Genomic DNA, 21,696 nt, shown 5'->3' with positions numbered 1-21,696 from the left:
TTTTGTTGACGAAGGCTATCACGGTCTGCCAGGGTTTTGGAACTACCATTCACAACCGGTCGGCCGGACAGGGGGGACACGGTGGAACAGACAGAAACAGTCACGGCGCCGCACGGGCCGCTCAACGGGGTCCGGGTGATCGACCTCAGCTCGGTGGTGCTTGGCCCCTATGCGACCATGATCCTCGGCGACCTGGGGGCGGACGTGATCAAGGTGGAGGCGCCGGAGGGGGATATCACCCGTCACATCGAACCATCCCGCCACCCCGGCATGGGGGCGGTCTTCCTGGGCGTGAACCGCAACAAGCGGAGCGTCGTGCTCGACCTGAAACGCCCGGACGCGCGGGCGGTCCTGGTCGACCTCGTGCGCGACGCCGACGTTTTCCTGCACAGCATGCGGCCGCAGGCGATTCAGCGCCTCGGACTGGACTACGCCGCGCTGGCGCCGCACAACCCGCGCCTGGTCTACTGCAACGCCTGGGGCTTCCGGAAGGACGGGCCGTACGGCAACCGGCCGGCCTACGATGACGTGATCCAGAGCCTGTCCGGCCTGGCCGACCTGGCGGGCCGGGCGGGGGGCGAGCCGCGCTATGCGCCCACGGTGGTGGCCGACAAGACGACCGGGCTGACCGCGGCCTATGCGGTCATGGCCGCCCTGTTCCACCAGGCGCGGACCGGCCGGGGGCAGGAGGTCGAGGTTCCGATGCTCGAATCCATGGCCTCGTTCCTGCTGGTCGAACACCTCGGGGCCGGCACGTTTCCCCCCGCCGACCGGCCCATGGGCTACGACCGTGCGCTCGCCCCGCACCGTCGGCCCTATGCCACCCGGGACGGCTACATGGCTGTCATGCCCTACAGCACCGCGCACTGGCAGCGCTTTTTCCGCGCCGCCGGACGGCCGGAGATGGCCGACGATCCCCGCGTCGTCGATCCCGCCACCCGCAGCCGTCACATCGGCACCCTGTACGGCCTGGTCGCCGAACTGGTGGCGGCGCGGACGACGGCGGCATGGATCCGCATCCTGGACGAGATCGACGTGCCGGGCGTCCCGGTGCAGTCCCTCGACGATCTGCCCGAGGATCCGCACCTCAAGGCGACCGGCTTCTTTGTCGAGTATGCCCATCCGAGCGAGGGCACCGTGCGCACCACGGCGGTGCCGACGCGGTTCTCGCAGACCCCTGCCGGCCTGACCCGGCCGCCACCGCGGCTGGGCGAGCAGACCGAGGAGGTCCTGCGGGACATCGGCTACGACCCGCGCCGGATCGCGGCCCTGGCGGCCAGCGGCGCCGTTGGCGCCGCTTCCCGGCCGCCGGTGGCGGCGTCCCTGGCCACCGACCTGTGACGCTGCGCGACCACGCGCCCTTTCGGGAGACGTTTCCCATGACCGAGACCGACGAGCCCCTTCTTCTCGGCCGCGGCTTCTTCTGGCAGGAGTTGCAGCCGGGAGACCGGTTCCGGACCTACGGTCGCACCATCTCCAGCACCGATATCAGCCGGTTCGTCGGCCTCGCGGGGATGATCGAGGTCCTGTTCACCAACGCCGAGTACCGGCGCACACAAGCGGCCATCCGCGGCGAGGTCTGCCCCGGCGCCCTGGTGTTCGCGGTGGCGGAGGGGCTGGTCCTCAATGCCACGGCCCAGGAAACCGGGCTGGCCTTCCTGGGCACCGACCTGGACATCAAGGGACCGGTGTTTGCTGGCGATACGGTCGAGGTCGAGATCGAGGTTCTGGAGGTGCGTCCGGAGAGCACCGGGCCGCGCGGTCTCGTGCGCACCCTCAACACGGTGCGCAACCAGCGCGGCGAGACCGTGATGGTCTACCGCCCGCTGCGTCTCATGATGGGGCGCAAGGCGTCGGTTACAGCCGATTGCGACAAACCGGAATCGCGACACGACTTCGGTTTGTCGCGATAATCGGCTGTAAAATCAATAATGTAGAGCCGATTCACGTTCGAAATCGGACCGCATCTGCGGTTCCGATTTCGAACAATCGGCTCCATGGCCTGATGGCAGGGGGACGGAACGGGGCGCGGTCGTTGCGGGCCGCGCCCCTTGGTTTCCGGTGGCCTTGCCTCTTCGCCCGCGGCCGGACCGGCGGATGGTGCCGGCCCGGCGTCGGGGCGGGCGGGGTGTCGAGACCGCCGGCCACGGCGATGTAGACGCGGGCGCCGTCGCGCAGGGGGCCGAAGGTGAGGCGCTGGCCAGCCTTGACCGCGAAGCTGGTCCAGGGCTCGCGGGCCTCACCATCCACCTGCGGCGGCAGGTCGGCCCCGGTGACGGCGACCACCGCGTCCTCGGTCAGGCGGTGCCAGTACAGCCCGGGCACGACGCGCAGCTCCGCCGGGGGTGGTCCCTTGCAGCAGGCGGCGCAGAGCGGGGGCGAAGGCGGGTTGGCTGGCAACGCCATCAACGCCGCATCAATGCAGCAGATTGGGTCGGGGCGACGGCCTCGGCAGGCAGGCGGCCTCGGCGGCGGCGATGGCGGCCATCAGGGCCTCCAGGCGGTGGGCCAGGGTGGGGGCCTCCGCCCGCATGGCCTGCGTCTTCAGGTCGGCCAGCGCGAACAGCAGATCGGCGAGGTGCTCCCGGGCCGCGCGGGACAGCGCGTCGGCGGAGGGCCGGTCGTCCGCCGACGGCGCACGGGCTTGGTCGGGGATCGGATCGGCGGTCATGGCGGGGGCACTCCTGGGGCCGGACGGCGGCGGTCAGGAGCATCTTTCCTGATGGACAGGCCAGAAGCGGTCATGCTTCGTCCATCAAAGGCGCCAGGTCAAGCGCCCGCTCCGCCATCCGCAGCCGCTCGACAACCGGAATAGCGCCAAAGACCGCGGCGTAATCGGCCCGGCCGGTGGCCGCTGGGTCATTCTCCAGCAGCGGTCCCGGCCACAGCCAAACCCCGCGTCGATCAAACAAAACAACCCTTTGCGTGAACGGCCGGGGTATGTCATCTTCGGTCACACCCTGCGCGCTCACCCACCCGGCCCGCAGCCGTCCATCACCCAATCGCCCGTCCCAGGGCGCCAGCATCAGCAGGCCGTCCCGCCGCCGCAGCAGCAGCGCGCCGGAGGGCATCAGCAGGGCGCCGGGGATGAGGGGCTGGGCCATGGGCAAGGGCTCCATATGCGGGGGCCGGGCGGCTCCGATCCCCATCATATACACGCTGGAGCGAGTCAAAAGCGGTCACCCATGTTCGCTCTCTGTTCTTTTTTCGCCGGAGACGTCCCCCATGCGCCATGAAAAGGGCGAGGCCCTGCTGACCCTGGCCCTGGAGATGCAGGCGGCCCGCGCCGGCCTGACCCTGCGCCAGATCCAGGAGCGCTTCGGCGTCGGCCGGCGCACCGCCATGCGCATGCGGGACGCGGTGTTGCGCGTCTTCCCCCAGGCCATCGAGACCGAGGGCGAGGACCGCCAGAAGCGCTGGCACATCCCGCCCGGCACGCTCGACCGGCTGGCCTCGGTGCCGGCGGACGAGCTGGCCGTTCTGGACTCCGCCGTGCGCCTGCTGGAGGCCCAGGGCCGCGATCTGGATGCCGCCACCCTGGCCGGGCTGTCGGCCAAGCTGCGCGCGGTGATGCCGCCGGAGCACGCCCGCCGGGTCGAACCGGACGTCGAAGCCCTGCTGGAGGCCGAGGGCCTCGCCTGTCGCCCCGGCCCGCGCCCGCGTCTTAACCTGGATATCGCCGATGCCCTGCGAAACGCCCTGAAGGCCGGGGTGGCCGTGCGTCTGACCTATGGCTCGCGGCGCGATCCCACGCCGACGGCGCGGCTGGTGCATCCCTATGGCGTGCTGCACGGGCACCGGCATTACCTCGTCGGTCACCAGAGCGACCCCGCGCCGGAGGGCCTGCGCCTGTTCAGCCTGCCGCGCATCACCGCCATCGAACCCCTGGACCAGCCGGCCGAGCGCCCGCCCGGCTTCGACATCACCGCCTTCGCGAAACAGGCCTTCGGCGTGTTCCAGGAAGACCCGGTGGACGTGGCCTGGCGGTTCTCTGCGGACGTCGCCGAGGAGGCCCGCGCCTATGCCTTCCACCCCGACCAGACAGCCGAGGACCAGTCGGACGGGTCCCTGATCGTGCGCTTCCGCGCCGGCGGCCTGCTGGAGATGGCCTGGCACCTCTACACCTGGGGCGACCGCGTCGAGGTCCTCAGCCCGCCCGAACTTACCGCCATGGTCCACCCGCATCGGCAGGCGTGGGGGGCGTTGCCGTGAGGGGATCCTGTCAGCGTGGGAGGTCACGTCCCCGCCACCTCTTCCAACCGTGTCATGATCAGGTCGAGAGCCCCGGAGCGGAAGGCGCATTCGAAGGGTCCGTACCCTCCGCCGATGTCGCCGTGCCGTCGTGCGGATCGACGACCCATTCGGGCTGGCCGGGCTGGCCGGGGACCGGCTTCGTCTCCTCGCCGGTGAACGTGGTGTCGGGGAAGGCCGCCTGCACGCGGTCCCGGATCAGGATTTCGGCCGCGGTGTCGGCCGCGTTCCTGCCATGGTCGCCTTCAGGTCCGACGGGCCGGTGGACGCTCTCGCGCAGCAGCGCGCCGGCCAGCACCGCTGCGTCGCGGGCGACGGCCAGGGCCTCGGTCAGGGGCAGGGGACAGGGCGTGGTCTTCGTCATGGCGGGGCCTCCCGGTTGGGTGTTGGGCGCTGGACGGCGCATCCGATAGGGCTCACCCTACGCCAACCGGAGGCGGAAAACTGACGACGTCGGAGTTTTCCGGAGCGCACGCGGGAGGGGCCATGACCTGGGGAGACTATCGCACCTTCGTGGGCTTTGCCTGGACCTATGCGCTGCCGGCCTTCGGCTTCACCACGCTGCCCCGGGACCCGGAGGCCGGCGGAAAGGCCAGCCGGACCATCGCCTATCAGCGCGCGCGCATCCGCGCCCATGTCGCCGCGTGCAAGGGCAAACTGCTGGCCGAGGCGGTCTATCTGGAGCCCGGTGACCGCCCCAGTGACGCCATCGTGCCGGACCTGGTCGCGGTGTTGCGCACGGCCAAGGACAACGATGCGCAGCTTCTGTACGTGGATTTCGCGTCGGCGTCCGGGTGGCGGCAGAACAGCCACATCCAGCAACAGATCGCCATGGCGCCGGTGTCTTCCCTGGGTCTGCCGCCCGACCCGATGCCGGTTGAGGGCCTGGGCCTGTTCGACCCCATCGGGCACTTCAAGGCGGTGCGCACGCTGCTGACGGGACCGGAGGGGCCGGGGCGCGAGGCCGACCGCGCCCGCGTGCTGGCCGAGCGCGTCGACGCGACCCTGACAGCGGCGGGCCTCGATGGCGCGGCCCACCCCACCAAGGCCGCGGCCGCGCTGAATCAAGCCGGCCTTGCCACCGTGCGCAACCGCCCCTGGAACGCCGATACCCTGCGGCGGTTCATCACCCGTCACATGAGCTGACCGTCACGGAGGTCTGAATGCTTGGAGCCATCGCCGATGGTGGCCCGCATTTCTCACCGGACGCTGTCCACTTGGCTTTTGGGTGGCGGACTTCTTTCGGGATTGGCTGGTCGGGATGGGCTGGGGACGCGCGTCGGTGTCCGGCCGTGTCCGCACGGCGGCCCGCCTGCCCAGGATCTGTGCATATGAGGGCGGGGGTCCCCCGTCTGCATTCATTTTCATCAGATTGGGGGTTGCGTCGCGGCCGGGAATTCGGCATACGAAGCACAAGAGCGGCTAGGGTTCCGGTTCGGTACTGTGCGCGAAGGCGCGAGATGGCGAACGGCTGGTCCGAGAGCTGCAGCCCTTGGGGTCAACAGCCCTTGGGTACACGGCGGGACAAAATCCCGGGAGACCTTGTAGGGTTGGCCGCCGGCCACCGGCAGGTTTCGCCGTGATCGTCAAGCCCACAAGGTTCGGGACAGGTCAGAACCTTGGGAGTTTGACATGACGAATCCCTTCAAGACGGTCTTCCGGAACACCGTGATCGCGGCCGTGGCCATCGTCGCCATCGGGCTGACCGCGGCCGCTCCGGCCGCCCAGGCGGCCGAAAGGACCAGCTTCAAGCTGGCCTGGTCCATCTATGTCGGCTGGATGCCGTGGGGATGGGCGGCCGACACCGGCATCGTGGACAAGTGGGCCGACAGGTACGGCATCGACATCGAGGTCGTGCAGTTCAACGACTACATCGAGTCGATCAACCAGTACACCGCCGGCGCCTTCGACGGTGTGACCGCCACCCAGATGGATGCCCTGGGCATTCCTTCTGTCGGTGGCGTGGATACCACCGCCCTGCTGATCGGCGACTTCTCCAACGGCAATGACGCGCTGATCCTGAAGGACGGCGACGCGGTCGAGGACGTCATCGGTCGGAACGTCAATCTGGTCGAACTGTCTGTCTCGCATTATCTGCTGGCGCGGGCGCTGGAGACCATCGGCAAGGCCGAGCGCGACGTCACCGTGGTCAACACCTCCGACGCCGACATGATCGCCGCCTACCAGACCGACGACGTGACCGCCGTCGTCACCTGGAACCCCCTGGTGGCCGAGATCCTCTCCATGCCGAACGCCACCAAGGTGTTCGACTCCTCGGACATTCCGGGCGAGATCATCGACCTGACGGTGGTCAACTCGGAGACGCTGGCCGACAACCCGGCCCTCGGCAAGGCGCTCGCCGGGGCCTGGTACGAGACCATGAGCATCATGATGTCCGACACCGAGGAGGGCCGCGCCGCCCGGGCCGCCATGGGCAAGGCGTCCGGGACGGATCTGGCCGGCTACGACATGCAACTCGCCAGCACCAAGATGTTCTTCGATCCGGCCGAGGCTGCGGCCTTTGGCGCCTCAGCCGACCTGAAGACGACCATGGATTCGGTGCGGACCTTCCTGTTCGACCACGGCCTGCTGGGCGACGGCGCCCCCAGCGCCGATGTGGTGGGCATCGAATTCGCAGATGGGACGGTGATGGGCGACGCGGCCAACGTGAAGCTGCGCTTCACCACCCGGTACATGGATATGGCGGCGGACGGCGACCTCTAGGACCGGCGGAGACTGGGGCGGCGCCGTCTCCTGCCGGCGTCGCCCCGGTCCAATCCCGCGCCTCGTTCCCACGCCTCGTTCCCACGCCTCGTTCCCACCCGTCCGTTCCCGCCCTCCACAGGATCGCCGCCATGACCCGTCTGGTGAACAGGCACCCGGACCGTCCCACGCGCCTCCTTCTGGCCATGCTGCCGTTTGCGTTGCTGATCGCCGCCTACGCCATCGGCTCGGACCTTCGGTTGGCGGAGAACCCGAACGACAAGCTGCTGCCGTCGTTCAGGGCGCTGGGCGACGCCATCGAACGCATGGCCTTCACCCCGGACAAGCGCACCGGCGATTACCTGCTGTGGGTCGACACGGTGGCGAGCCTGACTCGCATCGGCGGGGGCGTCGCCATCGCCACCGTGTTCGGGCTTCTGGTGGGGGTGTCGGTGGGGCTGCTGCCGTACGCGCGGGCCACGCTGGGCGGCTTTCTGTCGGCCGTCGCGATGATCCCGCCGCTGGCGATCCTGCCGATCCTGTTCATCCTGTTCGGCCTGGGAGAACTCTCCAAGTTCGTACTGGTGTTCGCGGGCATCGGTCCGTTCATCGCCCGTGACATCGCGATGCGCGTGGCCGAACTGCCGACCGAGCAGATCATCAAGGCGCAGACCCTGGGGGCGTCGACGTGGCAGATCTGCACCCGCGTGGTGCTGCCGCAGGTGTGGCCGCGCCTGATGGACTCGGTGCGGCTGTCGCTGGGCGCGGCCTGGCTGTTCCTGATCGCGGCCGAGGCCGTGGCCTCGCAGGACGGGCTGGGGTATCGGATCTTCCTGATGCGCCGGTATCTGGCGATGGACGTCATCCTGCCCTACGTGGCCTGGATCACGGTGCTGGCGTTTTCCTTCGACTGGCTGCTGCGCGCGCTTCAGACCCGCCTGTTCCCCTGGTTCGCCCTGGAGGGCGGCAGCCGATGAGCCGCGTCGAAGTCCGCAACCTATGGAAGGAGTACGGCGATCAGGTGGTGCTGGAGCGCATCACGATGGATGTCGCCCCGCATTCCTTCGTCTCGCTGGTCGGCCCGTCCGGCTGCGGCAAGTCCACCTTCCTGCGCATGCTGCTGAGTCAGGAGAAGCCCACGCGGGGGTCCATTCTCGTCGACGGCCAGCCGCTGGCCGATGAGCCCCAGCCCGATCGTGGCGTGGTGTTCCAGAAGTACTCGGTGTTCCCGCATCTGACGGCGGTCGAAAACGTGGCGCTGGGCCAGGAGTTCGCGCGCGCGCCCTTCACCGGGCGGCTGTTCGGGCGCGCCCGGCGGGCCGCGCTGCACGAGGCCGGCGCCCTCCTGGAGGGCGTGGGCCTGGGCGACGCGCGCGGCAAGTACCCGGCCCAACTGTCGGGCGGCATGCAACAGAGGCTCGCCATCGCTCAGGCGCTGGCCCGCAAGCCCCGGATTCTGCTGCTGGACGAGCCGTTCGGCGCGCTGGACCCGGGCATCCGCGCCGATATCCATGATCTGATGCTCTCGGTGTGGTGGGACACCCGCATGACCGTGTTCATGGTCAGCCACGATCTGCGCGAAGCGTTCTATCTGGGCACCCGCGTGGTGGCCTTCGACCGCCCCACGGAAAAAGACGCCTCGCGCTTCGGCGCCCGCATCACCTTTGACATTGCCCTTGATCCGGCCGCGCCCATCAAGGAGCGCCTGCGGGAAGCCGAACACGGCTCCGCGACGGATGAGCTGGGCGAGGAGTTGGCGGCCATGGCCGCCCAGGCCGACCGGGACGACCCGGCCCCGGGTTCAACAACGCGCCGGGACGACCCGGCCTCCCGCGACGGTGAGACCGCATGACCTCCTCACTCGCGACACCGCTGTACGAGGACAGCCTGCCCGGCGGGGCCCACTGGTCCTTCACGGTGCGGCGTGGCATCACCCTGCGTCTGATCGACGTCGAGGGTGGCGCCAACGTCGGCATGGTGTTCTTCAACCCGGCCAACACGTTGGAACGCTACAACGCGCCCGACACGCTCAAGGGCCAGCACACCTTCAAGCTGACCCGGGGCCACTGCCTGTACTCCGACATGGGCCGCATCTTCTGCTCCATCGTCGAGGACACCGTGGGCTGGCACGACACCGTCGGTGGCACCCTGACCGCCGCCATGGTGGCCGAAAAATGGGGCACCCGCACCTATCAGGAAGCCCGCAACGACTGGACCCAGAACGGCCGCGACAGCTTCCTGGTCGAGGGCGCCAAGTACGGTCTGACGCGCCGCGATCTTCCCGCGCCGCTGAACCTGTTCTCGCGGGTGCAGACCGACGAGGCCGGGGCGATGACCTTCGACCCCGGCAACAGCCCGGCCGGGAGCTCCGTGGCCCTGCGGTTCGAGATGGACACCCTGGTGCTGTTCCACACCTGCCCGCACCCCATGAACACGGCCGACGCGTATCCGCGCCGGCCCATCACGTACCAGTTCCATCGGGCCGAGCCGGTCGCGCAGGACGACTACTGCCGCACCTTCCGGCCGGAAAACCAGCGCGGCTTCGCCAACACAGAGCTGTACACGGTCTGCGCGCCGACGGCGGGCCATTGAGGCGGGAGGACCGATCCATGCTGACCGAAAGCACACGCGACACCGCCGCCGCCGTTCTGCACGACACGGTGCCGGCCGGGGACTATTGGATGAAGGTGGTCCGCCAGGGCCAGACCCTGCGCATCCTGGACACCCACGGCAACCAGGCCGCCGATACCCTGTTTTTCAACGCGGACGATCCGGCGGAACACTACAGCGCGGTCGATACGATCCGCGAACAGGGCAACGTCTATCTCACCACGGGCAGCGTGCTGCGCTCGGACGCGGGCCGCCCCCTGCTGACCATCGTCGCCGACACCTGCGGCCGCCACGACACCCTGGGCGGGGCCTGCGCCACGGAATCCAACACCGTGCGCTATGCCCTGGAGAAAAAGCACATGCACGCCTGCCGGGACAGCTGGCTGAAGGCCGTGCAGGAGCATCCGGAGTTCGGGCTGACCAAGCGGGACATTGCCCACAACATCAACTTCTTCATGAACGTTCCGATCACACCGGACGGGGGCCTGACCTTCGAGGACGGCATCAGCGCGCCGGGGAAATACGTGGAGATGCGGGCGGAGCGGAACGTGATCGTTCTCATCTCCAACTGCCCGCAGCTCAACAACCCCTGCAACGCCTACGACCCCACCCCCATCGACGTGCTGATCTGGGATTAAGCCGTGTTCACAACCGTTCTTGTCGCCAACCGGGGGGAGATCGCCCGCCGGATCATCCGGACTCTGTCCGCGATGGGCATCACGTCGGTGGCCGTGTATTCGGACGCCGATCGCCATGCGCCGCACGTGCGCGAGGCCGACCGCGCGGTTCGGCTTGGCCCGCCGCCGGTCGGGGAAAGCTATCTCAACATCGACGCCGTGCTGGCCGCCTGCCGCGAGACCGGCGCCCAGGCGGTGCATCCCGGCTATGGCTTTCTGAGCGAGACCGTGGCGTTTGCCGAGCGTCTGGCCGCCGAGGGCATCGCCTTCATCGGCCCGCGCCCGGAGCACCTGCGCCGCTTCGGCCTTAAGCACGAGGCCCGGGCGGCGGCGGAGTCCGCCGGCGTGCCGCTGGTGCCCGGGTCGGGCCTGCTCGACAGCCGGGAGGCCGCGACGGCGGCCGCCGCCGACATCGGCTATCCCGTGATGCTGAAAAGCACCGCCGGGGGCGGCGGCATCGGCTTGCGGCTGTGCCGCGACGCGGCCCAGTTGGCCACCGAGTACGAGGTGGTGCGGCGCCTCGGCGCCAGCAACTTCGGCGACGACGGGGTGTTCCTGGAAAAGTACGTCCAGACGGCCCGCCATATCGAGGTGCAGATCTTCGGTGATGGCCGGGGTGGTGTCGTGGCGCTGGGCGAGCGGGATTGCTCCCTTCAGCGGCGCAATCAGAAAGTGGTCGAGGAGACCCCGGCCCCGAACCTGCCCGACACGATGCGCCACGCCCTGCACGCGGCGGCGGTCGCGCTGGGGCAAGCGGTGGCCTATGAATCGGCCGGCACGGTAGAGTTCATCTACGACGCCGAAAGCGGCCGCTTCTATTTTCTGGAGGTCAACACCCGCCTTCAGGTGGAACACGGCGTGACCGAGGCCGTGTATGACGTCGATCTGGTGGCCTGGATGGTGCGGCAGGCGGCGGGCGACATGCCGCCGCTGGACACCCTGTCCCTGACCCCCCATGGGGCGGCCATCGAGGTGCGCATCAACGCCGAGGATCCGGTGCGCGACTATCGCCCCGGCAGCGGGACGCTGACGCGGGTCGCCTTTCCCGAGGGGGTCCGGCTGGATGGCTGGATCGAGACCGGAACCGAGGTCACGCCGTTCTACGACAACCTCCTGGCCAAGCTGATCGTCATCGGGCCGGATCGCGCCGGGGCGGTGGCCGCGTTGCGCGAGGCCCTGGGCGAGACGCGGATCGACGGCGTCGACACCAACCTGGATTACCTGCGCCAGATCGCCGCCGCGCCCTGGTTCGCCGATGGTGCGGTGGCCACCCGGGTGCTGGGGGAGGTTCCGCCCGAAGGCCGCGGCATCGAGGTTCTGGCCCCCGGCGCCCTGACCACGGTCCAGGACTGGCCCGGCCGCGTGGGGTACTGGGACGTGGGTGTTCCGCCCGGCGGCCCCATGGATGCCCGCTCCTTCCGGCTGCTCAACCGCCTGCTCGGCAATCCGGAGGGCGCGCCGGGGCTGGAGTGCACCCTGTCCGGCCCGACCCTGCGGTTCCTCGGCGACGCGGTGATTGCCCTCGGTGGGGCCGACATGATGGCGTCACTGGACGGCGCGCCGGTTTCCCTGTGGCAGGCCGTTCCGGTCCGCGCCGGACAGACCCTGGCCCTCGGAACCGTGAGCGGGCCGGGCCAGCGCACCTATCTGGCGGTGCGCGGCGGGCTGGACGTGCCGTTGTACCTGGGCAGTGCAGCCACCTTCACCCTCGGCGGGTTCGGCGGCCACGCCACCGGAGCCCTGCGCGCCGGGGACGCGTTGCGCCTTCGCCAGGACACGGACGGTCTGCGCCCGTGCGGCAACCGCCTGCCCGAGGAGCGACGGCCGGACCTGACCCATGACTGGGACGTCGCCGTCCTCTACGGCCCCCACGGCGCCCCTGATTTCTTTACCGAGGACGATATCGCCACGTTCTTTGGCACCACCCACACGGTGCACTTCAACAGCGCCCGCACGGGCGTGCGGTTGATCGCGCCCAAGCCCCAGTGGGCGCGGGAGGACGGCGGCGAGGCGGGTTTGCACCCCTCCAACATCCACGACAACGCCTACGCCGTCGGCACCATCGACTTCACCGGGGACATGCCGATCATCCTGGGACCCGACGGCCCCAGCCTGGGCGGCTTCGTCTGCCCGGCCACCATCATCCAGGCCGAGCTGTGGAAGATCGGCCAGTTCAAACCGGGCGACCGGGTGCGCTTCCATGCCGTCTCCGCGGACAAGGCCGAGTCCCTGCGCCGCGCCGCCGAGGCCACCATCGCCGGTGTGCCGGTGTCCGCGCCGGTGGTGGCGTCGGCGGGGCGGTCCCCCGAGGGCGCCGTCCTGGCCGAGGGCGAGAGCAATGGCACCCGGTTGACCTATCGCCGGGCCGGGGATGCCTACACCCTGGTGGAGTTCGGCCCCGACCAGCTCGACCTCACCCTGCGCTTCCAGGCCCACACCCTGATGGAGTGGCTGACGGCGGAGCGGGTGCCCGGGGTTCTGAACCTCACGCCCGGCATCCGATCGTTGCAGATCCACCACGACAGCGCGGCGCTGCCCACGGCGCGGCTGCTCGATATCCTGCAACGGGCGGAGGCGGAGCTTCCGCCGGTCGACGGCATCACCGTGCCGTCCCGGACCGTCTACCTGCCGCTGAGTTGGGACGACGAAAGCACGCGGGAGGCCATCCGCAAGTATCAGTCGAGCGTCCGGCCCGACGCGCCCTGGTGCCCGTCCAACATCGAGTTCATTCGCCGGATCAATGGCCTGGAGGATGAGCAGGCGGTCAAGGACATCGTTTTCGGGGCTGAATACATGGTGCTCGGCCTGGGCGACGTGTACCTGGGCGCACCGGTGGCCACGCCGGTGGATCCCCGCCACCGCCTCGTGACCACCAAGTACAACCCGGCCCGCACCTGGACTCCCGAAAACGCGGTCGGGATTGGCGGGGCGTACCTGTGCGTCTACGGCATGGAGGGCCCCGGCGGCTACCAGTTCGTGGGCCGCACCATTCAGATGTGGAACCGCTGGCGGAGCCCGGCGCCGTTCGAGCCGGACAAACCCTGGTTGTTGCGCTTTTTCGACCGCCTGCGGTTCTTCCCCGTGTCGGCGGAAGAGTTGGCCGAAGCCCGGGCCGCGTTCCCGCACGGCGCCTACCCGCTCCGCATCGAGCGGGATGTGTTCCGGCTGGCGGACTACCGCGCATTCTTGGACCGCAACGCGGGGGATATCGCCGCGTTTCAGGCCCATCGTGATCGCGCGTTCCAGGCCGAGCGGCAGCGCTGGGCGGAGCTGGGGCTGGCCGAGGTCGCCGAGGAGCACGGCGGCCCGGCCGCGTCCGGCGTTGCGCTCGACCTGCCCGATGGGGCGGTCACCGTGGACGCGCCGATCCCCGGATCGGTGTGGAAGCTGCTGGTCGCGCCGGGTGACCGGGTCTCGGCCGGCCAGGACGTGGCGATCCTGGAGTCCATGAAGATGGAGATCCGCGTTCCCAGCCCCCAGGGCGGTGTTATCCACGAGGCGTGCATCCAGCCGGGCCAAACCGTGCAGGCGGGCGAGGCCGTGCTGATCGTGACGAAGGACTGAGCCATGCCGTCCAAGTTCGACACGAGGGCTCTCGATCTGGGTGTGCTGGCGCTGAGGGCCGCCTACGCCGCCGGCACGCAGACGCCCGAGGCGGTGATCAACGCCGTCTATGATCGCATCGACCGGTCGCCGGACCCGGCCGTGTGGATCGCCCTGACGCCCCGCGCGGAGGCCCTGGCCCGGGCCCGGGCGGTCCCCCTGGACGCGCCCCTGGCCGGCATTCCCTTCGCCGTGAAGGACAACCTCGATGCCGAGGGCCTCGAGACCACGGCGGGGTGCCCGGTGTACCGCTATCGCCCGGAGCGGGGCGCGTTCGTCGTGGACCGTCTGCTTGAGGCGGGCGCCATCCTCGTCGGCAAGACCAACCTGGACCAGTTCGCCACCGGGCTGGTGGGCACGCGCTCCCCCTACGGCGCGCCCCGGTGCGTGTTCGATGAACGCTACATTTCCGGCGGCTCAAGCAGCGGATCGGCGGTGGCCGTGGCGGCGGGGCTGGTCTCCTTCGCTCTGGGCACCGACACGGCTGGATCCGGCCGGGTGCCCGCCGCCTTCAACAACATCGTCGGCCTCAAGCCGACACGGGGTCTGCTCAGCACCGCCGGCGTGGTGCCGGCTTGCCGGTCCCTGGACTGCGTGTCGATCTTTTCCCTGACCTGCGCCGACGGCGATGCGGTGCGGCGGGTCGTGGAAGGCTTCGATCCCGCCGACCCCTGGTCGCGTCCGGCCCGGTCCCGGCCGCTGCCCCTGGAGGCGCCGGCCGTGGGTGTGCTGGCGCCGGCCGACCGCGACTTCTGTGGTGACGCGGCGACGGCGGCTCTGTACGAGGACGCCGTTGCCCGCGCCGAAGGCCTGGGCTGGACGATCCGGGAGATTGATTGCGGTCCGTTCCGGGAGGCCGCGCGGCTGCTGTACGCCGGTCCCTGGGTGGCGGAGCGTGCGGCCGCAGTGGGGGGCTTCATCGCCGCCCATCGGGCCGACTGCGACCCCACCGTGGCGGGAATCATCCTGGACGGACCGGCGCCCTCGGCCGTGGATGCCTTCCAGGGGATCTATGCGCTGAAGGCCCATGAACGCGCCTGCGCCGCCGTCTGGACCACCGTGGATGCCCTGCTGTTGCCGACCGCGCCGACGCAGTACACGGTCGAGGCCGTGAAGACCGACCCGGTCGCCCTGAACGCGACACTCGGCCTGTACACCAACTTCGTGAATCTGCTGGATCTGGCGGCGGTGGCGGTGCCGGCCGGGTTCACGCCTGGGGGCCTGGCCTTCGGGGTGACGCTGATCGCGCCCGCCTTCACCGACGCCGCCCTGGCGGTGCTGGGCGACCGGCTGCATCGGGCCCTTGGCCTCGGTGCCGGTCGGGATCGGGTGCCGGTGCCCGCCCTGGTTGTCCAGGATGCGCCGGACCTGGTGGACCTCGCCGTGGTCGGCGCCCATCTGAGCGGCATGCCGCTGAATCACCAGTTGACCGACCGGGGCGCGGTTCTGGTGGAGACCACACGGACGGCCCGGGACTACCGCCTGTATGCCCTGGCGGGGACGGTGCCGCCCAAGCCCGGTCTGGTCCGCGACCCGGGATTCATTGGGCCGGGCATCCTCGCCGAGGTCTGGCGGATGACGCAGGCGGCTTTCGGCGCTTTCGTGGAGGAGGTGCCGCCGCCCCTGGCCATTGGCACCATGGATCTGGCGGACGGGCGCCGCGTGAAGGGGTTCGTGTGCGAGCCGGCCGCGATCGCCGGTGGCGAGGACATTACGGACCGGGGCGGATGGAGGCAGTATTTGACAGGGGTTTGATAGAATCCAAAGAGCTGGTCTTGGGAAAGGCAACTGTGTCTCGAAAAAATCGACGATTTTTATTTTACTTTCCAGAGGACGGGGGTGTTCAAGATAGTAACTGGATTTATAATGCGTCGAAATTCAAGGGAGAGTCCCTTGAATGCGCTGCTGCCCGAGCCATGCGGAGGCTGGGTGCGCCATGCGGTGATCTGGTTCGGGGAGATGGCGAACGGCTGGGCCGACGCGGCCAGAGTCTTCTCGCCCTTGAGCGCCGCAAGGACCACGTTCGCCTTGACGGCCGGCGCGCCCCGGCACCGCTTCGCGGTGCCCAACCTTTGCCCGCTGTCTCGGCATCGTCGCCGCTCTCAAGCAGAAGATCCACCCGTCGCCCTGTCCGCGTTTTCCCGGCCGGCCCGGCCCTCCAGGGTGGTGCGGCGCAGTTCGTACAGGGCCACGGCGCAGGCGTTGGAGACGTTGAGGCTCTCCACCGCGTCGGTCATCGGCAATCGGGCCAGGTGGTCGCACCGCGCCCGGGTGAGCCGACGCAGGCCGCTGCCCTCGGCGCCCAGCACCAGCGCCAACGGCCCCGTCAGCCGGGCGCCGGCCAGGGTGGTGGGCGCCTCGGCCGCCAGCCCGACGCTCCAGTACCCGCGATCGCGCAGGGCGTCGAGGGCGCGGGCAATGTTCGCCACCCGCACCAGCGGCACCCGCTCCAGCGCGCCGGAAGCCGCCTTGGCGAGCGTGCCGGTCTCGGCCGGACTGTGGCGGTCCTGGGTCACGACGGCGCGGGCGCCGAAGGCCGCCGCCGAGCGCAGGATGGCGCCCACGTTGTGGGGGTCGGAGACCTGGTCCAGCACCACCACCACGGCGGACTCCGCCGGGCCGGCGGGGGCTATGTCCTCCACGGCGCGCTCGGGCAGGGGGCCGGCCTCGAGCACCAGCCCCTGGTGTACCGCCCCGGGCGGCGCCAGGGCGTCCAGCGCGGCGCGCGCGACCGTCTCCACGGTCAGGCCGCGGCCGGCCGCGGCGTCGCTCACGGTGGGCGCCGCCTCGGCGGTGGCCAGCAGCCGCGACAGGGGGCGCGTTGGGTTGGCGAGCGCGGCCAGGACCGGGTGGCGGCCGTACAGGCGCAGCGGTCCGGGGGCGCTCGGCCCGTCCCGCGACGGGCCGGCGGGTGCCCGGGCGGGGCTGCGCGGTGGGGCGGCGGAGCGGCGGCCGGGGCGGCCGGACCGGGGGGGACGGGACATGACAGAGGCTCCGGGGAACGGGGACGGCGTGGTCCGCGTTACCATGGACGCGCGGTCTGCGGAACGCTTTGAAACGACGCAAATCATCATTGACATGGGGCCGGAAATCCCCATAGTGCGGGGTCTCCGCGGCGGCGGGAAGCGACCCCTGGAGGGGTGGTCGAGTGGTTAAAGGCACCGGACTGTAAATCCGGCGGGGAAACCCTACGTTGGTTCGAATCCAACCCCCTCCACCAACCACGCTTCCCGTCCGGCCGCGGAGCCCCACGCGGGATGCCTGCCCCAGCGGGACGCCCGCCCAGGCGGGATAGCCGCCCAAGCGGGATAGCCTGCCAAGCGGGATACTGGGGGTGCGGGTGTAGCTCAATGGTAGAGCCCCAGCCTTCCAAGCTGGTTGTGTGGGTTCGATTCCCATCACCCGCTCCACCCCACTCTCTTCTGTCCGGGACGACGCCGTGCCGCCCCGCGCGGCGATGCCGCCCGCCGATCCGGTCGGGGCGCGGTGACGCACGCGCATGCGGGCCGGCCGCCGGAGGCAGGGGTGGTCCGGGGCGTTCGTGAATCAAGATCGCGACGATGGGGCGGCGGTCGGCCGACCCGCGCCACGCGCCAAACAGACGAGGACGGGACAGACCATGGCGAAGGAAAAGTTTGACCGCAGCAAGCCGCACTGCAACGTGGGGACGATTGGGCACGTTGACCACGGCAAGACGACGCTGACGGCGGCGATCACGAAAGTCTTGGCGGAGACGGGCGGGGCGACGTTCTCGGCCTACGACATGATCGACAAGGCGCCGGAAGAGAAGGCGCGCGGGATCACGATCTCGACGGCGCACGTGGAGTACACGACGGAGAACCGGCATTACGCGCACGTGGACTGCCCGGGTCACGCCGACTACGTGAAGAACATGATCACGGGTGCGGCGCAGATGGACGGCGCGATCCTGGTTGTGTCGGCGGCGGACGGTCCGATGCCGCAGACGCGCGAGCACATTCTTCTGGCGCGTCAGGTGGGTGTTCCGGCGCTGGTCGTGTACATGAACAAGGTCGACCAGGTGGACGACGAGGAGCTTCTGGAGCTTGTGGAGCTTGAGGTTCGCGAGCTGCTGTCGTCGTACGACGTCCCGGGGGACGACATCCCGATCGTCAAGGGCTCGGCGCTGGCGGCGCTGGAGGATGGCGACGAGAAGATCGGACTGGAGTCGATCATCGAACTGATGAAGGCGGTGGACAGCTACGTGCCGCAGCCGGAGCGTCCGAAGGACCAGCCGTTCCTGATGCCGATCGAGGACGTGTTCTCGATCTCGGGGCGCGGGACGGTGGTGACGGGCCGCGTGGAGCGGGGCGTGATCAAGGTCGGCGAGGAAGTCGAGATCGTGGGCCTGAAGGACACGGTGAAGACGACCTGCACCGGGGTTGAGATGTTCCGCAAGCTGCTGGACCAGGGCGAGGCCGGTGACAACATCGGGGCGCTGCTGCGGGGCACGAAGCGCGACGACGTGGAGCGCGGTCAGGTTCTGGCGAAGCCGGGGACGATCACGCCGCACACCAAGTTCAAGTGCGAGTGCTACATCCTGACCAAGGAAGAGGGCGGTCGTCACACGCCGTTCTTCTCGAACTACCGGCCGCAGTTCTACTTCCGGACCACGGACGTGACCGGGACGATCGAGCTGCCCGAGGGCACCGAGATGGTGATGCCGGGCGACAACATCGCGATGACGGTCAACCTGATCGCGCCGATCGCGATGGACGAGGGCCTGCGGTTCGCGATCCGCGAGGGCGGGCGCACCGTCGGCGCCGGCGTGGTCGCCAACATCCTGGAGTAGTCTCCAGGTCCCGCCCGGCGCCGCCCCCGCGGCGCGCCCCGGGCGGGCAAAAAGGGGTTGATCCGAACGGTCAACCCGGGTAAGAGAGGCGGCTCCGCCCGGGAGGTCGGGCGGAGACACCGCCGCCGCCGCCCGCCGCGGTCGGCGGGACGGCCACGGTGTGGCACCTCGGACCACAGGTCCGGCGGCGCCGTGGCAGCATGGCCCTGGAGGGGTGTAGCTCAACTGGTAGAGCACCGGTCTCCAAAACCGGGGGTTGCGGGTTCAAGTCCTGCCGCCCCTGCCATGGCCATTGCCCGGTCCCCGTCCGTCGTGCCCCCGTCCGCCAGCCCCGCGTGGGTGTCGCGGGTGGTGGAGTCGGGCGGGTCGGCGACAGCCCAGCGCGCCCCGCCGGGCGGACGCGATCACCGGGTGCCAGGCGCCCGGCGACAGCCACCAGGGCCGCCCAAGGCGGCGGGAACCGGAAGCGGACGAGATTAGCGGTCACATGGCAAAGACGAATCCCGGCCAGTTCGTGCGGCAGGTCCGCCAGGAGCTGAACAAGGTCACTTGGCCGTCGCGCAAGGAGACCGGCATCTCGACCCTGATGGTGTTCGTGATGGTCTTTCTTGCCGCGCTGTTCTTCTTCGTGGTCGATCAGGGCCTCGCCTGGGGCGTGCAGCTCATTTTCGGTCTGGGAGGGTAAGTCGGCATGGATGCCCGCTGGTACGTCATCCACGTCTATTCCGGATTCGAGAACAAGGTGGCGCAGTCGATCCGCGAACAGGCAGCCCAGAAGGGCATGGAGGACCTGTTCGAAGAGATCCTGGTGCCGACCGAGGAGGTCGTGGAGGTGCGCCGCGGCGCCAAGGTGAACGCGGAGCGCAAGTTCTTCCCCGGCTACGTCCTGGTCAAGATGGCGCTGACCGACGAAAGCTGGCATCTGGTCACCAACACACCCAAGGTCACCGGCTTCCTGGGCGGGCGCGGGCGTCCCGCCCCGATTTCCGAGAAGGAGGTGGCCCACATCCTGCACCAGGTGCAGGAGGGCATCGAACGGCCCAAGCCGGCCATCACCTTCGAGATCGGCGAGCAGGTGCGCGTGGCCGACGGCCCGTTCGCCTCCTTCAATGGTCTGGTCGAGGACGTCGACGACGAACGCGCCCGGCTCAAGGTGTCGGTGTCGATCTTCGGGCGCTCGACTCCGGTGGAGCTGGAGTTCTCGCAGGTCGAGAAGCTCTGAGCCGGTCGCGGCCCTGGCGCCGGCCGTGAGCCGCGTCCTGCGGGGCCGGCTCGACTCGACCCACCGTCCGGGTGGACGGCGGGTCGCCCGGGTGACGCCCGCGCGGCGGCGCCCGGTCCGCGTGGAAGGCTGCCCCCGGAAGGCCACGGGGGACCGCACCACGCCCCTTGGACACAAGAGACACGTGACTGACGTGCCGAGGACATCATGGCGAAAAAGATTGTCGGATACATCAAGCTCCAGATCCCGGCCGGCGGGGCCAAGCCGTCACCGCCCGTGGGTCCGGCGCTGGGCCAGCGCGGCCTGAACATCATGGAGTTCTGCAAGGCTTTCAACGCCGCGACGCAGAACCTGGAGCCCGGGATGCCGATCCCCGTGGTCATCACGGCCTACGGCGACCGCTCCTTCACCTTCATCACCAAGGTTCCGCCGGTGAGCTACTTCCTGAAGAAGGCCGCCGGTCTGCCGAAGGGCTCGCAGACGCCGGGCCGTGGCACCGTCGGCACCGTCACGCTGGAGCAGGTGCGCGAGATCGCCCAGACCAAGATGCCGGACCTGAACTGTCCGACGGTCGAGGCGGCGATGGAGATGGTGAAGGGATCGGCCTCGTCCATGGGCCTGAGCGTGGTGGAGTAAGCGGCATGGCGAAGAAGGGCAAGCGACTGCGTCAGGCCTACGAGGGGCTGGACCGCAACACGGCGTTCGATCTCCCCGAGGCCGTGCAGATGATCAAGGCGCGCGCCACCGCCAAGTTCGACGAGACCGTCGAGGTGGCCATGAACCTGGGCGTCGACCCGCGCCACGCCGACCAGATGGTGCGCGGCGTCGTTTCGCTGCCGCACGGCACCGGCAAGACGGTGCGGGTGGCGGTGTTCGCCAAGGGCGACAAGGCCGAGGAGGCCACGGCCGCCGGCGCCGACGTGGTGGGCGCCGAGGACCTGATGGCCACCATCCAGGCCGGCACCATCGAGTTCGATCGCTGCATCGCCACGCCGGACATGATGGGCATCGTCGGCCGCCTGGGTAAGATCCTGGGTCCGCGCGGCCTGATGCCGAACCCCAAGCTGGGCACGGTGACGCCGAACGTGGCCGACGCCATCAAGGCGGCCAAGGCCGGCCAGGTGCAGTTCCGCGTCGAGAAGGCCGGCATCGTGCACGGCGGTGTCGGTCGCATCAGCTTCAGCGACGACCAGCTCGCCGAGAACATCCACGCCTTCGTGGATGCCATCGTCAAGGCCAAGCCCACGGGCGCCAAGGGCACCTACCTGAAGAAGGTGTCGATCAGCTCGACCATGGGGCCGGGCCTGCGGGTCAACGTGGCCTCGGTCGCCACCCCGGTGTAGGGGCGGCCGGCGCGAGGCGGGTCGCACCGTTTGCCGGTCGCGGATCGTGGGTCCGCGCCGGCGCAGGAATGGGTCGCCGCAGTCGTCTTCGGGCGGGGCGGTGGCCGATCGCGGAACGGGGCCGGCAATGCCGGCGGCCGTTCCACCCTGTCCGAGACCGTGGGTGGTCCGGATCCGTCCAAAGGGGCGGGCCGGGCCTTGAAGGGAGGCCTCCCGCCCGCGCAGACGGGAAGTGACGGGTACGACCGGCGAGGGTCGGCCGTCGCGACGCCGGGGTCATCCGGGGTGGCGGCGGGGGACTCCTCGACGGCGCGGCTTGAACTTTCCGAGGGCAGGTCCCGCGAGCGCGTGGCGCGCGGGATCCGGCTCCCGGTGCCACCGCCCCCATGGGGGACGGGGGCAGGGGATGGGTCCTGCGGTGACGCGGGCGCGAGGACGAGAACCGCGTCCGTGGCGCGGGGCCGGCCGATGGCCGGT

21 protein-coding genes, 3 tRNA genes and 1 riboswitch are annotated in these 21,696 nt (G+C 69.8%); of the genes, 19 read left to right on the top strand and 5 right to left on the bottom strand.

Annotation, left to right across the window (positions count from 1 at the left end; genetic code table 11):
* Nucleotides 1–81 precede the first annotated feature (81 nt).
* Both GGD88_RS07995 and GGD88_RS07990 read left to right on the top strand, forming a co-directional pair.
* Nucleotides 82–1,341 carry a CoA transferase gene (locus GGD88_RS07995; protein ID WP_184433892.1) on the top strand — a complete coding sequence of 420 codons (1,260 nt, stop codon included), beginning with the start codon at nucleotides 82–84 and terminating at the stop codon, nucleotides 1,339–1,341.
* Nucleotides 1,342–1,379: 38 nt separating this feature from the next.
* A complete protein-coding gene (locus GGD88_RS07990; protein ID WP_184433889.1) occupies nucleotides 1,380–1,913 on the top strand; it encodes a MaoC family dehydratase in 534 nt (177 codons plus the stop codon).
* A 31-nt stretch (nucleotides 1,914–1,944) separates the two neighbouring features.
* On the opposite strand, the gene GGD88_RS07985 is transcribed toward GGD88_RS07990, so the two are convergent.
* The 3 genes from GGD88_RS07985 to GGD88_RS07975 form a co-directional block, all read right to left on the bottom strand.
* Complete coding sequence (locus GGD88_RS07985; protein WP_184433886.1) at nucleotides 1,945–2,406, bottom strand: 5-oxoprolinase subunit C family protein; 462 nt, start codon at nucleotides 2,404–2,406, stop codon at nucleotides 1,945–1,947.
* Between the two features lie 10 nt (nucleotides 2,407–2,416).
* Nucleotides 2,417–2,671 carry a hypothetical protein gene (locus GGD88_RS07980; RefSeq protein WP_184433883.1) on the bottom strand — a complete coding sequence of 85 codons (255 nt, stop codon included), beginning with the start codon at nucleotides 2,669–2,671 and terminating at the stop codon, nucleotides 2,417–2,419.
* Between the two features lie 70 nt (nucleotides 2,672–2,741).
* Nucleotides 2,742–3,104, bottom strand: a complete 363-nt coding sequence (locus GGD88_RS07975; protein ID WP_184433880.1) for a hypothetical protein — start codon at nucleotides 3,102–3,104, stop codon at nucleotides 2,742–2,744.
* 121 nt (nucleotides 3,105–3,225) lie between these two features.
* On the opposite strand from GGD88_RS07975, the gene GGD88_RS07970 reads away from it, so the two are divergent.
* Complete coding sequence (locus tag GGD88_RS07970) at nucleotides 3,226–4,212, top strand: helix-turn-helix transcriptional regulator (RefSeq protein ID WP_184433877.1); 987 nt, start codon at nucleotides 3,226–3,228, stop codon at nucleotides 4,210–4,212.
* A gap of 58 nt (nucleotides 4,213–4,270) precedes the next feature.
* Here the strand turns inward: GGD88_RS07970 and GGD88_RS07965 are convergent, their stop codons facing one another.
* Nucleotides 4,271–4,615, bottom strand: coding sequence for an inositol monophosphatase family protein (locus GGD88_RS07965; protein ID WP_184433874.1), 345 nt, complete (start codon nucleotides 4,613–4,615; stop codon nucleotides 4,271–4,273).
* Nucleotides 4,616–4,737: 122 nt separating this feature from the next.
* Here GGD88_RS07965 and GGD88_RS07960 point away from each other — a divergent pair, with 122 nt between their 5' ends.
* The 8 genes from GGD88_RS07960 to atzF all read left to right on the top strand — a co-directional run bounded on the left by GGD88_RS07960 (nucleotide 4,738) and on the right by atzF (nucleotide 15,599).
* Entirely contained in the window at nucleotides 4,738–5,397 is a 660-nt protein-coding gene (locus GGD88_RS07960; RefSeq protein WP_184433871.1) for a hypothetical protein, read from the top strand.
* Between the two features lie 265 nt (nucleotides 5,398–5,662).
* A riboswitch (guanidine-I (ykkC/yxkD leader) is annotated at nucleotides 5,663–5,792 on the top strand.
* 91 nt (nucleotides 5,793–5,883) lie between these two features.
* Entirely contained in the window at nucleotides 5,884–6,975 is a 1,092-nt protein-coding gene (locus GGD88_RS07955) for a putative urea ABC transporter substrate-binding protein (protein WP_184433868.1), read from the top strand.
* Between the two features lie 131 nt (nucleotides 6,976–7,106).
* Nucleotides 7,107–7,931, top strand: coding sequence for an ABC transporter permease (locus tag GGD88_RS07950; protein WP_184433865.1), 825 nt, complete (start codon nucleotides 7,107–7,109; stop codon nucleotides 7,929–7,931).
* Nucleotides 7,928–8,806: an ABC transporter ATP-binding protein gene (locus GGD88_RS07945; protein WP_184433862.1), complete on the top strand. Its 879-nt coding sequence runs from the start codon at nucleotides 7,928–7,930 to the stop codon at nucleotides 8,804–8,806. The genes GGD88_RS07950 and GGD88_RS07945 overlap by 4 nt, the downstream gene beginning before the upstream one ends.
* Nucleotides 8,803–9,546: an urea amidolyase associated protein UAAP1 gene (locus GGD88_RS07940; RefSeq protein ID WP_184433860.1), complete on the top strand. Its 744-nt coding sequence runs from the start codon at nucleotides 8,803–8,805 to the stop codon at nucleotides 9,544–9,546. The genes GGD88_RS07945 and GGD88_RS07940 overlap by 4 nt, the downstream gene beginning before the upstream one ends.
* A gap of 17 nt (nucleotides 9,547–9,563) precedes the next feature.
* Nucleotides 9,564–10,202, top strand: a complete 639-nt coding sequence (locus tag GGD88_RS07935; protein ID WP_184433857.1) for an urea amidolyase associated protein UAAP2 — start codon at nucleotides 9,564–9,566, stop codon at nucleotides 10,200–10,202.
* Nucleotides 10,203–10,205: 3 nt separating this feature from the next.
* Nucleotides 10,206–13,805, top strand: coding sequence for an urea carboxylase (gene uca / locus GGD88_RS07930; protein WP_184433854.1), 3,600 nt, complete (start codon nucleotides 10,206–10,208; stop codon nucleotides 13,803–13,805).
* Nucleotides 13,806–13,808: 3 nt separating this feature from the next.
* The gene (gene atzF / locus GGD88_RS07925) at nucleotides 13,809–15,599 is read left to right on the top strand and encodes an allophanate hydrolase (protein WP_184433851.1); all 1,791 of its coding nucleotides are present in this window, start codon (nucleotides 13,809–13,811) and stop codon (nucleotides 15,597–15,599) included.
* Between the two features lie 347 nt (nucleotides 15,600–15,946).
* Here atzF and rlmB read toward each other — a convergent pair whose 3' ends face one another.
* On the bottom strand, nucleotides 15,947–16,828 hold the full coding sequence (gene rlmB, locus GGD88_RS07920; RefSeq protein WP_184433849.1) for a 23S rRNA (guanosine(2251)-2'-O)-methyltransferase RlmB: 882 nt from the start codon (nucleotides 16,826–16,828) through the stop codon (nucleotides 15,947–15,949).
* 150 nt (nucleotides 16,829–16,978) lie between these two features.
* Here rlmB and GGD88_RS07915 point away from each other — a divergent pair.
* From GGD88_RS07915 to rplA, 8 genes are all read left to right on the top strand, one after another.
* Nucleotides 16,979–17,064: transfer RNA gene (locus tag GGD88_RS07915), tRNA-Tyr, on the top strand.
* 116 nt (nucleotides 17,065–17,180) lie between these two features.
* Nucleotides 17,181–17,254, top strand: a tRNA-Gly gene (locus GGD88_RS07910).
* A 209-nt stretch (nucleotides 17,255–17,463) separates the two neighbouring features.
* A complete protein-coding gene (tuf, locus tag GGD88_RS07905; protein ID WP_184433846.1) occupies nucleotides 17,464–18,654 on the top strand; it encodes an elongation factor Tu in 1,191 nt (396 codons plus the stop codon).
* Between the two features lie 210 nt (nucleotides 18,655–18,864).
* Nucleotides 18,865–18,940 (top strand) — tRNA-Trp (locus tag GGD88_RS07900).
* A 201-nt stretch (nucleotides 18,941–19,141) separates the two neighbouring features.
* Complete coding sequence (gene secE / locus GGD88_RS07895) at nucleotides 19,142–19,339, top strand: preprotein translocase subunit SecE (protein ID WP_184433843.1); 198 nt, start codon at nucleotides 19,142–19,144, stop codon at nucleotides 19,337–19,339.
* A gap of 6 nt (nucleotides 19,340–19,345) precedes the next feature.
* Nucleotides 19,346–19,876, top strand: coding sequence for a transcription termination/antitermination protein NusG (gene nusG / locus GGD88_RS07890; RefSeq protein WP_184433840.1), 531 nt, complete (start codon nucleotides 19,346–19,348; stop codon nucleotides 19,874–19,876).
* A 207-nt stretch (nucleotides 19,877–20,083) separates the two neighbouring features.
* Nucleotides 20,084–20,512 (top strand): 50S ribosomal protein L11, encoded by a 429-nt coding sequence (gene rplK, locus GGD88_RS07885; protein WP_184433837.1) that lies wholly within the window; start codon nucleotides 20,084–20,086, stop codon nucleotides 20,510–20,512.
* Nucleotides 20,513–20,517: 5 nt separating this feature from the next.
* Complete coding sequence (gene rplA / locus GGD88_RS07880) at nucleotides 20,518–21,219, top strand: 50S ribosomal protein L1 (protein ID WP_184433834.1); 702 nt, start codon at nucleotides 20,518–20,520, stop codon at nucleotides 21,217–21,219.
* Nucleotides 21,220–21,696 lie beyond the last annotated feature (477 nt).

The organism is Roseospira goensis (genome assembly GCF_014197795.1).
GTDB lineage: Bacteria > Pseudomonadota > Alphaproteobacteria > Rhodospirillales > Rhodospirillaceae > Rhodospira > Rhodospira goensis.
This window is presented reverse-complemented; position numbering and strand designations above follow the sequence as displayed.